At 73.6% G+C, this 14,202-nt stretch carries 12 protein-coding genes; 6 read left to right on the top strand and 6 right to left on the bottom strand.

Translation table 11 applies throughout. The features are described from left to right. Positions 1–95 precede the first annotated feature (95 nt). Both BMX74_RS25030 and BMX74_RS25025 read left to right on the top strand, forming a co-directional pair. Positions 96–764 (top strand): hypothetical protein, encoded by a 669-nt coding sequence (locus tag BMX74_RS25030; protein ID WP_091103136.1) that lies wholly within the window; start codon positions 96–98, stop codon positions 762–764. A gap of 46 nt (positions 765–810) precedes the next feature. Beyond that, entirely contained in the window at positions 811–1,572 is a 762-nt protein-coding gene (locus tag BMX74_RS25025) for a YcnI family copper-binding membrane protein (RefSeq protein ID WP_091103135.1), read from the top strand. A gap of 49 nt (positions 1,573–1,621) precedes the next feature. Here the strand turns inward: BMX74_RS25025 and BMX74_RS25020 are convergent, their stop codons facing one another. Genes BMX74_RS25020 through BMX74_RS25010 form a run of 3 tightly spaced genes read right to left on the bottom strand, consistent with a single transcriptional unit; the run spans position 1,622 to position 4,840 of the window. Further along, entirely contained in the window at positions 1,622–2,647 is a 1,026-nt protein-coding gene (locus tag BMX74_RS25020) for an ABC transporter permease (protein ID WP_091103133.1), read from the bottom strand. Further along, positions 2,634–3,674 carry an ABC transporter ATP-binding protein gene (locus BMX74_RS25015; RefSeq protein ID WP_091103131.1) on the bottom strand — a complete coding sequence of 347 codons (1,041 nt, stop codon included), beginning with the start codon at positions 3,672–3,674 and terminating at the stop codon, positions 2,634–2,636. Before BMX74_RS25015 ends, BMX74_RS25020 begins: the two co-directional genes overlap by 14 nt. Continuing rightward, positions 3,671–4,840: a LolA family protein gene (locus BMX74_RS25010; RefSeq protein WP_091103130.1), complete on the bottom strand. Its 1,170-nt coding sequence runs from the start codon at positions 4,838–4,840 to the stop codon at positions 3,671–3,673. Before BMX74_RS25010 ends, BMX74_RS25015 begins: the two co-directional genes overlap by 4 nt. 237 nt (positions 4,841–5,077) lie before the next feature. On the opposite strand from BMX74_RS25010, the gene BMX74_RS25005 reads away from it, so the two are divergent. Together BMX74_RS25005 and BMX74_RS25000 are read left to right on the top strand one after the other, a co-directional pair. Further along, the gene (locus tag BMX74_RS25005; RefSeq protein ID WP_055502733.1) at positions 5,078–5,752 is read left to right on the top strand and encodes a response regulator transcription factor; all 675 of its coding nucleotides are present in this window, start codon (positions 5,078–5,080) and stop codon (positions 5,750–5,752) included. After that, positions 5,745–7,091, top strand: coding sequence for a sensor histidine kinase (locus tag BMX74_RS25000; RefSeq protein WP_091103128.1), 1,347 nt, complete (start codon positions 5,745–5,747; stop codon positions 7,089–7,091). The genes BMX74_RS25005 and BMX74_RS25000 overlap by 8 nt, the downstream gene beginning before the upstream one ends. Before the next feature lie 181 nt (positions 7,092–7,272). Here BMX74_RS25000 and BMX74_RS24995 read toward each other — a convergent pair whose 3' ends face one another. Both BMX74_RS24995 and BMX74_RS45810 read right to left on the bottom strand, forming a co-directional pair. After that, positions 7,273–8,142: a LysR family transcriptional regulator gene (locus BMX74_RS24995; RefSeq protein ID WP_055502735.1), complete on the bottom strand. Its 870-nt coding sequence runs from the start codon at positions 8,140–8,142 to the stop codon at positions 7,273–7,275. 268 nt (positions 8,143–8,410) lie between these two features. After that, on the bottom strand, positions 8,411–8,557 hold the full coding sequence (locus BMX74_RS45810) for a hypothetical protein (protein ID WP_176573322.1): 147 nt from the start codon (positions 8,555–8,557) through the stop codon (positions 8,411–8,413). A 606-nt stretch (positions 8,558–9,163) separates the two neighbouring features. Between BMX74_RS45810 and BMX74_RS45800 the strand changes: the two genes are divergently transcribed. Both BMX74_RS45800 and BMX74_RS24985 read left to right on the top strand, forming a co-directional pair. Next, positions 9,164–10,219: a neutral zinc metallopeptidase gene (locus BMX74_RS45800; RefSeq protein WP_055502736.1), complete on the top strand. Its 1,056-nt coding sequence runs from the start codon at positions 9,164–9,166 to the stop codon at positions 10,217–10,219. Positions 10,220–10,350: 131 nt separating this feature from the next. Further along, positions 10,351–12,045 (top strand): LCP family protein, encoded by a 1,695-nt coding sequence (locus BMX74_RS24985; RefSeq protein WP_256257254.1) that lies wholly within the window; start codon positions 10,351–10,353, stop codon positions 12,043–12,045. 55 nt (positions 12,046–12,100) lie between these two features. Here the strand turns inward: BMX74_RS24985 and BMX74_RS24980 are convergent, their stop codons facing one another. Next, complete coding sequence (locus BMX74_RS24980; protein WP_091103127.1) at positions 12,101–14,137, bottom strand: spermine/spermidine synthase domain-containing protein; 2,037 nt, start codon at positions 14,135–14,137, stop codon at positions 12,101–12,103. Between the last annotated feature and the right edge of the window lie 65 nt (positions 14,138–14,202).

Genomic DNA, 14,202 nt, shown 5'->3' with positions numbered 1-14,202 from the left:
CCGACAGGCGTCACGCGGCTCGGCGTCGGGCGGCCAGAGCCTTTGCGCATGGGGCCCTCCCGAAGGCGTGCCCGCGTGAGAGCATGAGCACTGCCATGCGTGCGCGACTCCCCCTCCGGCTCGCGCGGACCGCCGCCTTCGCCGCCGTCTGCGTGACCCTCGCCGCGCTCGCCCACCGGCTGGGCGGCGGCTCGGGGCCCGCGCCCGCCACGGCGACGGCCGGGTTCGCCGCCGCGTTCGCGGCAGGGCTGGCGCTCGCCGGCCGGGAGCGCTCGGCCGGCTCCATCAGCGCGGTGCTGGTGGCGGCGCAGTTCGGCCTGCACGAGCTCTTCGCCGACGACACCAACGCCTACACGTCCCTGCACAGGCTCCTCGGGAGCGCCGCCGGCCCGGCCGCCTCACCGGGCCCGCCGCTCGAAGACGTGAGCGCGGGCGCGCCCCCGGCCCTGGCCGGTCAGGACGCCTCGCTGCTCGCCGACGGGGGCCCGGTGGCGGTGCACGGCCACGGCGGCGGGCTCGCGGTCGGCGCCGGCATGCTGCTCGCGCACCTGACCGCGTCGCTGCTCACCGCCTGGTGGCTGGCCCGCGGCGAGGCCGCGCTCTGGGCGCTGCTGCGCCGGCTCGGCCGAAGGCTGACACCGCTGAGGGCGGTCGCGGTGCCCGCGCCGCCGTCCCTCGTCCCCGTCGTACGCACCAGGGCCGTCCCCGCGGCCCCGGCCCTCCGCCACAGCCTGGCCAGGCGCGGTCCTCCACTTCCCGCCTGACCTCTGACACCCTTTCCGGCTCTTCCTTCTCAAGTGGAGTTCCACCATGCGTATCTCCGGGCTCGTCTCCGGCCCCCGCGCCCTGTCCGGCGCCCGCCGCGCGGCGACCGTGCTCGCCTCCGCCACCGCGCTCACCGCCGCCCTGGCCGTGCCCGCGCTGGCCCATGTCAGCGTCAACCCCGGCACCGCCGAGCAGGGCGGTTTCAGCAAGGTCGCCTTCCGCGTCCCGAACGAGCGCGACGACGCCTCCACCGTCAAGGTCGAGGTCGCCTTCCCCTCCGACCACCCGCTCGCGTTCGTGTCGGTCAAGCCCGTGCCCGGCTGGGACGTCAAGGTCACCGAGGGCAAGCTGCCCACGCCGGTCAAGACGGAGTACGGCGACCTCAAGGAGGCCGTGACCAAGGTCGTCTGGTCCGGCGGCGAGATCAAGCCGGGGCAGTTCCAGGAGTTCGAGGTGTCGATGGGGCAGCTGCCCGAGGACACCGACTCGCTGCTGTTCCCGACGAAGCAGACGTACTCGGGGGGCGAGGTCGTCGACTGGTCCGACGCGCCCAAGGCCGACGGCTCGGAGCCGGAGCGCCCGGCGCCGGTGCTGAAGCTGGTGCCCGCGTCGGGCGGCGCGGGGCACGGGGCGGCCGCCTCGCCGAGCGCCCAGGCGGCGGCTCAGCCCGCCACGGCGACTGCGCCGACGGTGGTGGCCGCGTCCTCCTCCGACGGCACCGCCCGGCTCCTGGGCGGCGCGGGCCTGGCCGCGGGCGTCGTGGCCGTCGTGCTCGCCCTGCTGGGGCTGCGCAGGCGCGCGTCCTGACCCGGCCCCCGGCGCCCGCTCCCGCGCGGGCGCCGGTCCTGGCAGGGCGTCACGAGGTGATGTCCTTGCCGGTGAAGCGGGCCCAGGCGATCGAGCCGAACAGCAGGACGTACGCGCCGAACACGAGCAGGCCCTGCGCCATGTCGCCCGTGGCGACCGGGTCGCGCAGCACCCCGTCGAACCGCATCCACCAGGTCGGCAGCAGGTACGGCGCGAGCCCGTCGAGCTGCGGCACCGCCCGCAGCACCTGGCTGACGACGACGAACACCACCGTGCCGGCGATCGCGCCGATCGACACCTCGGTGAACGCCGACATGGCGAGGGCCACGGCGGCCAGCGCCGCCATCCCCGCCCCGACGTACCCGACGGTGAGGAGGACACGCAGCAGCCCCTCGGCCACGGAGACCGTCGTGCCCGACAGCAGCGTCACGGGTCCGGTCGGGAACAGCACGAGCCCGGTGAGCAGCGCCGACGCCGCCACGACGGCCGTCACGGCGAACGAGAACAGCACGGCGTTCAGGTACTTGACCATGAGCAGCCGGGTGCGCCCGGCGGGCGCGGCCAGCAGGTAGCGCAGCGTCCCGGCCGCCGCCTCGCCGGCGAGCGCGTCGCCCGCGACCACGCTGACCGTGACCGGCATGAGCAGCACGGTCAGGAACGACAGCGACGCGAAGGTCAGCATGAGGCCGTTGCCGGCGACGGCCGCGATGACGCCGCCCATGCCGTCGTCGCCGGCGAAGAGCCGCAGCGCGACGCCCACCACCACGGGGACGACGGCGAGCACGCCGAGCATCGCCTGGTTGCGCGGGCGGCGGAAGGTCAGGCCCAGCTCGGAGCCGAGCAGCCGCAGGAACGCCGCCCCCGCCCCCGGCCGCCGGCCCGCCCCCGCCCCTGCCCGCCGGCCCGCGGCCTCCCCCGGCCCCGCCTCGCCGGGGACGGGCGGCCGGCGCTCGACGCTGCGCAGCGTCTCGGTCACCGGCACCAGGCCGGGCGTCCGCCGCTCCCCCGCCGTCTCGGGACCGTCCTGGGGGCCGGTGGCCGTCCTGTCGTGGTGCCGGGTGTCAGCCGTCGACATCGAAACCCTCTCCCGTCAGTCCCACGAACACGTCCTCCAGGCTGGGCCGCACCACGGCGAGCCCCCGCACCGGCACGCCGTCGCCCACCAGCGCGGCGTTGATCCGCTCGGGCGCGTGCCCGCCCAGCTCCGCCGTCACCTCGCCGGCCAGTCCGGGGGCCAGGGCGGCGCCGTCCGTCAGGCGCACGTCGGCCAGGCCGAGCGCGTCCAGCGCCCGGGCCGCCGCGGCCGGGTCGGAGGTCTCCACCCTGATCCTGGAGACCAGGCCGCCGCGCAGCGAGACGATCGTGCCGTCGGCGACGAGCCGCCCCGCCCGCATGATCGCGGCGTGCGTGCACATCTGCTCGATCTCGGCCAGCAGGTGCGAGGAGACGAACACCGTGGTGCCGTCGGCCGCGATCTCCCTGACCAGCGTCCGCACCTCCCTGGTGCCCTGCGGGTCGAGCCCGTTGGTGGGCTCGTCCAGGATGAGCAGCTCGCGCGGCCCGAGCAGGGCGGCGGCGATGGCCAGACGCTGGCGCATGCCGAGCGAGTACGCCCGGTAGCGCTTGCCCGCGGCGGCCGACAGGCCCACCCGCTCCAGCGCCTCCGCCACGCGCCGCCCCGCGGTGGACCTGGGCGCGGTCGGGTCGGCGGCGTCGAGGCGCATCAGGTTGGCCGTTCCCGACAGGTAGGGGTGGAAGGCCGGCCCCTCCACCAGCGCCCCCACCTTGGGCAGGGCCCTGGCCAGGGGCAGCCCGAGCATGGCATGCTCGCCCTCGGTGGGCGTGACGAGGCCGAGGAGCATCCGGATCGTGGTGGTCTTGCCCGAGCCGTTCGGCCCGAGGAAGCCGTAGACCGAGCCGCGGGGCACGGTGAGGTCGAGCGCGTCGACGGCCACCTGACCGCCGCGGAAGCGCTTCGTCAGCCCCCGGGTGACGATGGCAGCGTCCGTGGCGGCGTCCGTGGCGGCGTCCGTGGCGGCGTGCCCGGACGACGGCGGGGCCGCCCCGAAGGGCGCCCCCGCTTCCCGCGTCGCGGTCGTCACTTGACGCCCGCCGCCTTGACGATCTCCTCCGGGGTGACCGCGCCGACCAGCAGGCGGCCGTCGTCGGTCAGCAGGGCGGTGACGAGCTTGGTCGTGACGACCCTGCCCGTTCCCCACGGGCCGCTGACCGGCTTGGCGGACTTCAGCACCGTGTCCAGCACGGCGCCCGCGTTCTTGTCGCCGTTCCCGTCGCCGTTCGCGGCGCCGGTCCCGGTGCCGGTCTCCGTGCCGGTCTTGGCGAGGTCCGCGGCGGACAGCGGCAGCACCGCCACCGACGTCCAGCCCGAACCGACGACCTTCGCCTGACCGGCGACCTCCCTGGCGTGCTCGGCCCGCTCCTCGGCCTGCGCGCCGAGCCCCGTGTCGCCGAACGTCTTCTCCTCGACCTTCGCCCCCGCGGGCGGGGTGAAGGTGAAGTTCTCCGGCGCGGGCGGCGTGAACGTGACCTGGGTGAAGCCGATCTGGTACGCCGGCTCGGCCGAGCCCTTGGCGTACACCTCGACCTGCAGCGGGACGTACGTCTCGCCGTCGAGCGCGAGGCGGATCTCCTGCACCAGCGAGCCCTCCGCCTTCGGGGCGAGGACGAGCTGGTAGACGGGCCTGCCCGCCACCTCGGCGGTGTTGATGACGCGGACCGCGGTGTCCTTGTCGGCCGAGGCCAGCAGGTGCGCGGCGATCTGCTGCGGCGTCAGGTCGGTGGGCCGGGGCGTGGCCGGGGCCTTCCGCCAGCCCTCGCCCGCCTTCACCGTGATCTTGGTGGCGGTGTTGGCGGAGCTGTCCCAGTACCACGCCTGGTCGCCGTTCACGATCAGGTTGGTCTCGCTGAGCTGGGTCGGCATGGCGACGCGGACCTTGTCGGCGCCCCCGTACCAGACCTTCACCTCGTGCGAACCGGACAGCAGGCTCATCGGGGAGCCCCCGGCGGCCTGGGGCAGCGCGGGCAGCCCCAGCGACGCGGTCTGCTGCACGGTGCCCGACATGGGGGAGATCCCGCCTGACTTGCCGCTGGCGGCGACGGCGTCGGCCAGCAACTGCTGGGCCGAACGCTCCGGCAGGACGGGGTCGCCGCTCACGGCGGCGATCACGGGGCCGGCCCCGATCGCGCCCCCGATCACGGCCGCCGCCGCGATCGGCACTCCCCACCTCACGAACGTGCCTCTACGCATCTCACTCCTTAACGGTATGTCGATGTCCCGAGCCTGCGTGATGCTTCCTTAGGCGGACCTGAGACTGTCTGAGACCTCTCTCAGCGAGACGGGCGCGAGCGCGGGCGGGGAGGGCTGGTCTCGCACGTCGAGGGCCGGTCCGGCATGCTGGGGCGGGCCCGGCGGAAGGCCGAGACGGCTGAGACGGCTCTCAGGCTTCTCAGCGTCGTCTCAGCCCGGGGAAGGGAGAATCGCCACATGAGAGTGCTTGTCGTCGAGGACGAGCGGCGCATGGCGGCCGCGCTCCAGCGGGGGCTGCAGGCCGAGGGGTTCGCCGTGGACCTCGCCCACGACGGCGAGCAGGGCCTGCACGCCGCCAGGCAGGGCGACTACGACGTCGTGGTGCTCGACATCATGCTGCCGAGGCTGTCGGGCTACAACGTCTGCAAGCAGTTGCGCGCCGAGGAGAACTGGGTGCCGATCCTCATGCTGTCGGCCAAGGACGGCGAGTACGACATGGCCGACGGGCTCGACCTGGGCGCCGACGACTACCTGACCAAGCCGTTCTCCTACGTGGTGCTGGTGGCCAGGTTGCGGGCGCTGCTGCGGCGCGACGCCGGGCGGCGGCCGCCGGTGCTGGTGGCCGGCGACCTGTCGCTGGACCCGGCGCGGCGCAGGGTCGAGCGGGCCGGGCGGCAGGTCGAGCTGACGCCGAGGGAGTTCGCGCTGCTGGAGTTCCTGATGCGGCGGCGGGACGAGGTGGTGTCGAAGTCGGAGATCCTGGAGCACGTCTGGGACACCTTCGACACCGACCCGAACGTGGTCGAGGTGTACGTCGGCTACCTACGCCGCAAGATCGACGGGCCGTTCGGGAGGAACGCGCTGCAGACCGTGCGCGGCGCCGGCTACCGGCTGGCGGGCGACGGTGGCTGAGTCACCACTCGGGTGGTGGCGGCGGCAGGGGCTGCGTTTCCGCCTGACGGTGGCCGCGGCGGCGGTGCTCGCGCTGGCGCTCGCGCTGTCGGCGTCGGTGCTGCTCAACGTCCTCGACCGGGCCCTGATCGACACGGTGGACGACACCACGAGGCAACAGGCTCAGACGGTGCGCGTGCAGGCCGACGCCGGGACGCTGACCAGCCCGATCAGCACCCACGACGGCACGATCGTGCAGGTGATCGACGCCTCCGGCCGCATCACGCACGTCACGTACGGCACGGACCGCCTGGTGCCGCTGCTGGACGCCCGGGCGAGGGAGCGGGTGCTCGCGCAGGGCCGGGCGACGTTCCTCGACGGGCGGCCGTACGCGATCCCCGGGCCGCTGCGGGTGATGGTGCTGCGGGCCGACCGCGGCCAGACGGTGGTGGCGGCCCGCCCGGTCGGCGAGATCCAGACGAGCCTGGCCGTCGCCGGGCGGGTGCTGTTCACCGGGACGCCGGTGCTCATCGTGCTGCTCGCGGTGGCGAGCTGGATCATGATCGGGCGTACGCTGCGGCCGATCACCGCGCTGCGCACGGGCGCGGCGGAGATCACGCACACGGCCAGGTCGCGCCGCCTGCCGGTGCCGCAGTCGCACGACGAGGTGCACGCGCTGGCCACCACGCTGAACGGCATGCTGGCCAGGCTGGAGGAGGCCGAGCAGCGCCAGCGGGCGCTCGTCTCCGACGCCGCGCACGAGCTGCGCAGCCCGCTGGCCAGCATCCGCCTGCAACTGGAGGTGGCCCTCGGCCATCCCGAGGGCCAGGACTGGAGCGAGACCGCGGAGGGCGTCCTGGAGGACACCATGCGGCTGTCGCGCCTGGCCGAGGACCTGCTCGCGCTCGCCAGGCTGGACGAGCGCGGAGGGGTCCCGGCCAGGCGCGAGCCGGTGCAGCTCGACGAGGTGGTGCGCCAGGTGACCGACAGGTACGCCGAGGCGCGGCTCACCGCGTGCGAGCCGGTGGTGGTGCGGGGCGACGCGCTGGACCTCAGCCGGGTCCTGACGAACCTGATGGACAACGCGGCGCGTCACACGTCGTCGAAGGTGGAGGTGGCGTTGACCGCCGACGGCGTCCTCACGGTGACGGACGACGGCCCCGGCATCCCGGAGCAGGACCGCGAGCGGGTGTTCAACCGGTTCACCAGGCTCGACTCGGGCCGCAGCAGGGATGAGGGCGGGGCCGGCCTCGGCCTGGCCATCGTGCGCGAGACCGTGCGCGCGCACGGGGGGACGGTGTGTCTGGAGGACGCCGTGCCCGGCCTGCGCGCGGTGGTGCGCCTGCCGGTCGCCCGCTGAGGCGGCGGGCCGTGCTGCCCGCCCGATTGGGCGGGGGGCCGTGCCGGTCGCCTGTGGGGGGATCACGGGGTCCTGCCGGGCGTCCGCTGGGGTCGCGGACCTCGGGTGCGTTCTTCGAGGAGGCGGGCCCGGGGTGTCCCGGGCGGGGCTCGGGTGTGGAGCGTTCCGTACGTCGGTCAGGTCAGGCGGCCCTCCCCCTCTCGATGGCGCTCAGGAAGTCCTGGGCGATGCCGGTGAGCCGGCGGCGGGCGTGGACGACGGCGATGACGCGACGCACCGCGGGGTCCAGCGACCGGACGACGAGGCCCGCGCGTACGGCCTGCTCGGCCATGCCGCGGTACCACAGCAGCGACGCCTGCCCGGAGCGTGCGGCCTGGAGCCAGCCGTGGCGCTCGTCGGTCTCGAGCGCGACCGCCGGCGTGACGCCGTACTTGCCCAACATCGCGTCGAGCTCCCTGCGCCGCGCGGTGCCCCTCGGGGGCAGCGCCAGGCGCATGCCGTGCAGCCGCGCCATGGGCACGGGGCTGGGCAGGTCGAGCCCGGGCGGGGAGATCAGGACGATCTCCTGGCGTTCGAGCGGATGGGTGACGAGGTCAGGGGGGACGGGCAGGTCGGTGAGCCCGAGATCGGCCCGCTGGTCCCTGATGGCGCTGACGACGCCGTCGCGGCCGTCGCAGCGGACGATGTGCACGCGCACCCCGGGATGCTCGGCCGTGTACGCGGGCAGCAGCCGCGCGGCGAGGCCGGGTTCCAGGGTGGGCGTGGAGGCGATGCGCAGTTCGGCCTCCGCGGCGGCGCCGTGGGTGGCGAGGCCCTCGATCTCGTGGACGGCCTCGAGTGCCTCCCGCGCCAGTTTGACCACCCGGCGGCCCTGCGCGGTGACGACCACGCCGCGGCCGGATCGGGCGAACAGCGTCATGCCGAGCTCGCGTTCGAGATCGCGGATCGCGCGGGACAGCGCGGGCTGCGCGATGTAGAGCGACCTGGCCGCGTCGGTCATGGTGCGGTGCTCCGCAGTCGCGACCACGTAGCGGAGCTGCTGGAGATTCATGCCAAAGAAGCTAGGACACGGGCCCCCGCGCGGTCCGGGACATAACCGAGATCACCTCGAATGATTTCGGACTGTGACCGAGCACTGCTACATCCGTGACGGGTGATACGTCAGTATGCTTTTGCCCCGAATTTGGCAAAGGTCCGTCAAGTCGCCTGGCAAACCATGGCATCGCGGACAACGGGGTAGAGGGGGCAACACGGTGACAGGGAACGGGCATTATCCTCCGCCGCCGCAAGGACCCGGACAGCCGCAGAGGCCCCCCTCGTTACCCTGGCCGCCGCCCGGCTACGGCGACCGGCAGCACGACCCTCAGGACGGGCAGCCGCACCAGCCTCCCCACGGCGACCCGAACGCGGCGCAGGGCCTCCAGGGCGGGTACCAGCCCCACCCCGGCCAGGCCGCCGTCCCCCATCCGCAGCAACCCTCCCAGGGCGGCCCCTACTCCGCTCCGCCCTCCCAGGGCGGCCCCTACTCCGCCCAGCCCTCCCCGGGCGGCCCCTACTCCACTCCGCCCTCCCAAGGCGGCCCCTACTCCACTCCGCCCTCCCAAGGCGGCCCCTACTCCGCCCAGCCCTCCCCGGGCGCGCCGTACCCGCCGCAGCCTTCGCCTGGGCCCTACCCGCCCCAGCCCTACCCGCCCCAGCCCTCGCCGGGCGGCCCCCATCCGGGCGGGCCTTCGCAGGGCGGGCCGCATCCTGGCCTGCCGTCGCAGGGCGGCCACCACCCCGCGCAGCCGGGCCCGCAGGCTCCCCCGCAGGGACACCCGCCGTACCCTCCCCAGCCGGGACAGCCGTACCCGCCGCAGCCCCAGGGCCAGCCGTACCCGCCCCAGCCCTCCCTCCATCAGGGCCGGCCCCATCCGCCTCACCCCACCCTCCCCCAGGGCCGGCCGCAGCCGGCCTACCCGCAGCCGCCGCATCCCCAGGGCGGGGCGTACCAGCAGGGGGCGCAGTACCCGCAGCCCCACGGCGGCCAGCACCGGCAGGCGCCCCCACCGCCCCCGCCGCCGCCTCCCCCCATGCCGCAGTGGCCGCAGCCGCCGCGCCGCCGGTCGGGCGGGCGGGTGGCGGGCGTGCTCGGCGCGGTCTTCGGCGGCGTCGCGGCGCTCTTCGTGCTGATCGTCATCGGCGCGGCGGTCTTCAAGAGCTCGGCGGGCCAGGACACGACGACGCCGGTCGCCGTCCCCACGTACTCGCCGTACGACAGCCACAGCCAGGAGCCGGTCCCGACCCGCAAGCCGACGAGGCGGCCGACGCAGCAGCCGACCCAGGAGGAGACGGACACCCCCACCCAGAAGCCGACGCAGGACACCACGGTGGACCCGCCGGCCCAGGTCACGCTGAACACCAGCCTGAAGAACAACACGATGTACCGCGCGGGCGGCCTGCCCAGGCTGAACTGCCCGGCCGGCAGCGCGAACATCTTCAACCACAGCCAGCTCAAGGCGCTGATCCTGAAGACGGGCAAGTGCATGGACCGCGCGTGGGGGCCGATCCTGCGCAAGCAGGGCATCGCGTTCAGCCCGCCGAGCTACGCGATCGCCTCGCGGCGGGGCCGCGGCGCGTGCGGCGACTACCCGTCGGCGGGCAGCATGGTGCCGTACTACTGCCCGCGCAACAACACGATCTACGCCTCCACCTCGGCGATGGCCCGGGGCAACGGCAACGCCCGCGGCTACGGCGAGATCATCTCCTGGCACGGCGGCATCATCAGCATGATGGCCCACGAGTACGGTCACCACATCCAGAACATCACGGGCCTGATGGACTCCTGGTGGAACGGCACGCTGGCGACGTCGAGCAGCAACGCCAAGCTGGCGCTGAGCCGGAAGCTGGAGCTGCAGGCCACCTGTTTCGGCGGCATGTGGATGCGGTCGGTGGCGGGGTCGTACCCGGTGGGCACGTCGGACCGGGCGCGGCTGTTCTGGTTCTACGGGCAGGTGGGCGACTACCCGGGCTATCCGCGCGACCACGGCACGCCGAGGAACAACAACCTGTGGTTCCGCCAGGGCTGGGACAAGAACAAGACCTTCCAGTGCAACACCTGGCTGGCGCCGTCTTCGACGACCTCCTGACAAGTTCTGTTCATCGCAAGTTGGGGAGTTGTCTCTGATGTCCATATATGGGGACTAGAATCCTGCCAATCTTGTGCCCAACGGGGGGCAGACCTCACGGTTTTGCCTGGTAGGCGTGTGAAGGAGCCGGTGTGAGCAAGCGCGACGGGGTTGACGCCGTGCCTGGAGAGCAGAAACGGCGCTCGCCCCGCCGTCCGCGACCGGCGTCCGGCCCCTCGCCGTCGGACGCCTCCGGCCCCACCGCGCCGGACTCCTCCGCGTCCCGCTCCTCGGGGCCCCGCTCCTCCGGGCCCCGCTCCTCCGGGCCCCGCTCCTCCGGGCCCCGCTCCTCCGGGCCCCGCTCCTCCGGGCCCCGCTTCGCCAAGCCGCTCTCCCCGGCCGGGATCCTCGGCTGGACCGCGCTGTCCGTCATCGCGCCCGGCGCCGCACACCTGCGGGCCGGGCGCCGCCGTACGGGGCTCGTCCTGTTCGCCGTGTACGCCGTGCTGCTGCTCGCCGCGCTGGCGTACGTGCTGGTCAACGGCGTGCAGCAGCTGGCCCCCACGTTCGCGGCCGACAACATGATGGTGGCGGCGATCGTCGGCCTGTCGGCGCTCGGGCTGGCCTGGTTCGCGATCGTGGTGCTGTCGTACGTGGTGCTCAACCCCCGGCGGCTGAACCAGATGGGCCAGATCCTGTCGGGCGTCGCCGTCGGCGTGCTGTGCGTGGCCGTCATGTCGCCGTTCGCGGTGGCCGCCAACACGGTCCTCACGCTGCGCGACACCATCCACACCATCTTCCCGTCCGCCCCCGACCCGGACACCCCGAACGAGCCGGTGAAGAACCCCGAGGACCCGTGGAACGGCAAGACCCGGGTGAACTTCCTGCTCATCGGCGGCGACGCGGCGGGCAACCGCACGGGCGTGCGGACCGACAGCATGAACGTGGCCAGCGTGGACGTCAGGACCGGCGACACCGTCCTGTTCAGCCTGCCGCGCAACCTCCAGCACGTGCACTTCCCGCCCTCCTCGCCGCTGCGCAAGCAGTTCCCGAACGGCTTCATGGCGGAGCTGCCGAACGGCGGCCTGCTCAACGAGGTCTGGCAGTACGCCAACGACAACCCGCAGCTCATGGGCGGCAGGAACAAGGGCGCGCGGGCGCTCATGGACGCCATCGGCTACACGCTCGACCTCAAGATCGACTACTACGCCCTGATGAACATGTACGGCTTCGCCGACCTGGTGGACGCCATCGGCGGCCTGAAGATCCGGGTGGAACGGGACGTCAAGTGGGGCGGCCACTTCGGCACCGCGGGCACGATCAAGGCGGGCTACCGCAAGCTGTCGGGCGAGGAGGCCCTGTGGTACGGCCGCTCCCGCGTCGACAGCGACGACTTCTCCCGGATGGCGCGCCAGCGCTGCGTCATCGGCGCGTTCGCCCAGCAGGCCACCCCCGCCGTGATCCTGACGAACTTCACCAAGATCGCCGGTGCGGCCAAGCGCATGGCCCAGACGAACATCCCGCAGCACCTGGTGCAGCCGCTGGTGGAGCTGGCCGTCAAGGTCAAGGACGCCAAGATCACCAGCCTGCAGTTCGTGCCGCCGGAGTTCTACTCGGGCCGTCCGGACTGGATGAAGATCCGCCGCTACACGAAGAAGGCGATCGAGGACTCCGGCCGCCCGGCCCGCAGGGCGCAGGCGGCCGGCGTGACGGCCTCCCCCGGCACCACCGCCGGCGGCCCCTCGGCCACGCCGACCAGGACCCGTGCCGCGACGCCGACGCAGACGCCGACGCGCAACACGCAGCGGGCCGCCGCCAAGTCCCTGTCGGAGCTGTGCGGCCTGTGAGGCCTGTGACCGCCCGGACTCCGGGCGGTCGCCGCCTGGACGCCGTGACCGGTGCTCAGGCGGCGACGGCCCTGCGGGGCAGCAGCAGGAACGCGCCGACGTAGAGCACGGCGGCCACGACGAGCAGCCCCTTGTAGCCGATCACCAGGGCGAGGTACTCGAGGCAGCCGCCCACCATGGCGCCGAGCAGGTTCGCCCCGAACGACGTCGTGGCGTCGGCCGTCTCCGCGAACCGCTTGGCGAACACCACGTTCGCCGCGAAGATCGGCAGGAAGGCCACGGTCACGGCGGCGACGGCACGCAGCGGCAGTGGCAGCGACAGCAGCCACGTGTTCGGCACGAGCCAGGCGAGCGCCAGGCCGGCGAGCAGGACGCCGTACATGACGGGCAGCGGCGGGACGCGGAAGCGGCGGGTCACCTCGACGGCGGCGAGCACCGCGACGAGGACGCCGGCGAAGACGACCGCGTTGACCACCCAGGTGGTGCCGAACAGCAGGGCGAACCCGGTGACGCTCTTGGTCTCCAGCAGCAGGAACGCCACGCCCAGCAGGAACAGGTCGGCGTACGGGCGCATCCGCCGGTACGGCCCGGCGACGACGCGCACGGCGAGCAGGCTGACGACGAGGATCAGGCCGAGCGTGACGACGTAGATCGGCGGGATCGTGTGGTCCTTCAGGTAGAGGAAGGGCCGGTCGTCGCCGGTGGGCTCGGGGGTGCCGGGCGCGGCGCCCGGCCAGGCGGAGGCGCAGCGCTGCGCCTCGGCGGTGACCCCCGCGGTGATGACCGCCTGCTGCCCGGCGGTGCTGACGACGTCGACGCAGGGCCGGTGGCCAAAGGCCCGCTCCATGGTGGCGGCCAGGCGGTCCACCAGCCAGCTCTCGCGGTAGTAGTTGTACATCGAGAACGTGCCGCCGGGGTTGAGGTGCGCGCGGGCGGCCCGCATGGCCTCCTCGGTGAACAGGTAGCTCTCCAGCCGCAGCGAGCTGGCGCCCGACACGAGCGTGAGCGAGTCGGGCAGCGCGAACAGGATCAGGTCGTAGGTCTTGTCCGTGCGCTCCAGGAAGGCGCGGCCGTCGGTGATGTGGGTGGTGACGCGCGGGTCGGCGTAGGGCCTGTCGGGGTGGAGCGAGGCGCCCAGCTCGCGCAGTTTCGGGTCGATCTCGACGGCGTCGACGTGCGCGGCGCCCTTGGACAGGGCGATGGCCACGTCGGTGCCGCTGCCCGCGCCGACGATGAGGACGTCCTTCGGCGGCCTGGTGGTGCGCTCGTACGGCAGGCCGTACTGGCCCTCCCACTGCAGGCGGACGTGGGCGGGCACGGCCTGCTGGTGCGGGATGCCGTTGACCGAGATGTCGGTGACGGGCACGCCGAGCTGCTCGAACCGCTTGTAGGTGACCTTGTAGTACGGCGACCAGAGCGCGCCCGCGGTCAGCGTCTCGCCCAGCAGCAGGGCGACCACGGCCAGCGCGGGCGCGATCACCAGCCCGAGGTACAGCGACGCGGGCCGGGGCGTCAGCAGCACCGCGTAGCAGGCGGCGGCGACGATCCCCCAGAACACCGGCGGGGCGCTGAGGAACGACAGCGCGGTGAACGCGGCGATGCCGGTGAGGCTGCCGATGAGGTCGTAGCGGTAGGCCTCCAAGCGCGGCAGCTCCGGGAAGCAGCGGCCGACCAGCTCGGCGGGCCCCATGAGCACGAGCGCCGCCGCGCCGAAGATCACCGGCAGGATCAGCCAGGCGGGCGGCCCGCTCGTGGACAGGCTCGTCCAGTACAGGACGCCCTCGGTCTCCCTGTCGACGGTCACCGGGAACGTCAGCACCACCATGACCAGCACGAACAGGACGATCGGCGAGTAGTAGGGCTGCCGGCGCGTGCGTCCGACGCGCAGGAAGCCGAGCCCGATGCCCAGGAACGAGCCGAGCAGGACGAAGTTGGTGAAGTAGCTCAGGTGGACGATGTTCGACCCGGTCCACCTGATGAGCGCCAGTTCGAGGAAGAGCATGAAGGCGCTGGCGAGGACGAGCCTCGGCCGCACCGCCAGCCAGTGAGCGCGTTCCCCGTCCGCCGCCGCCTGCTTCGCCTGGAGCGTCATGGTCGTTCACCGTAGTGAAACGCCGGGGCGCGCGGAAGCCCGACGCGGCAGGACGTGAGCGGGAA

Origin of the sequence: Nonomuraea pusilla (assembly GCF_900109355.1) — a bacterium.
GTDB lineage: Bacteria > Actinomycetota > Actinomycetes > Streptosporangiales > Streptosporangiaceae > Nonomuraea > Nonomuraea pusilla.
Note: the sequence above shows the minus strand (reverse complement) of the source record. Positions and strands in the feature narration are given on the sequence as shown.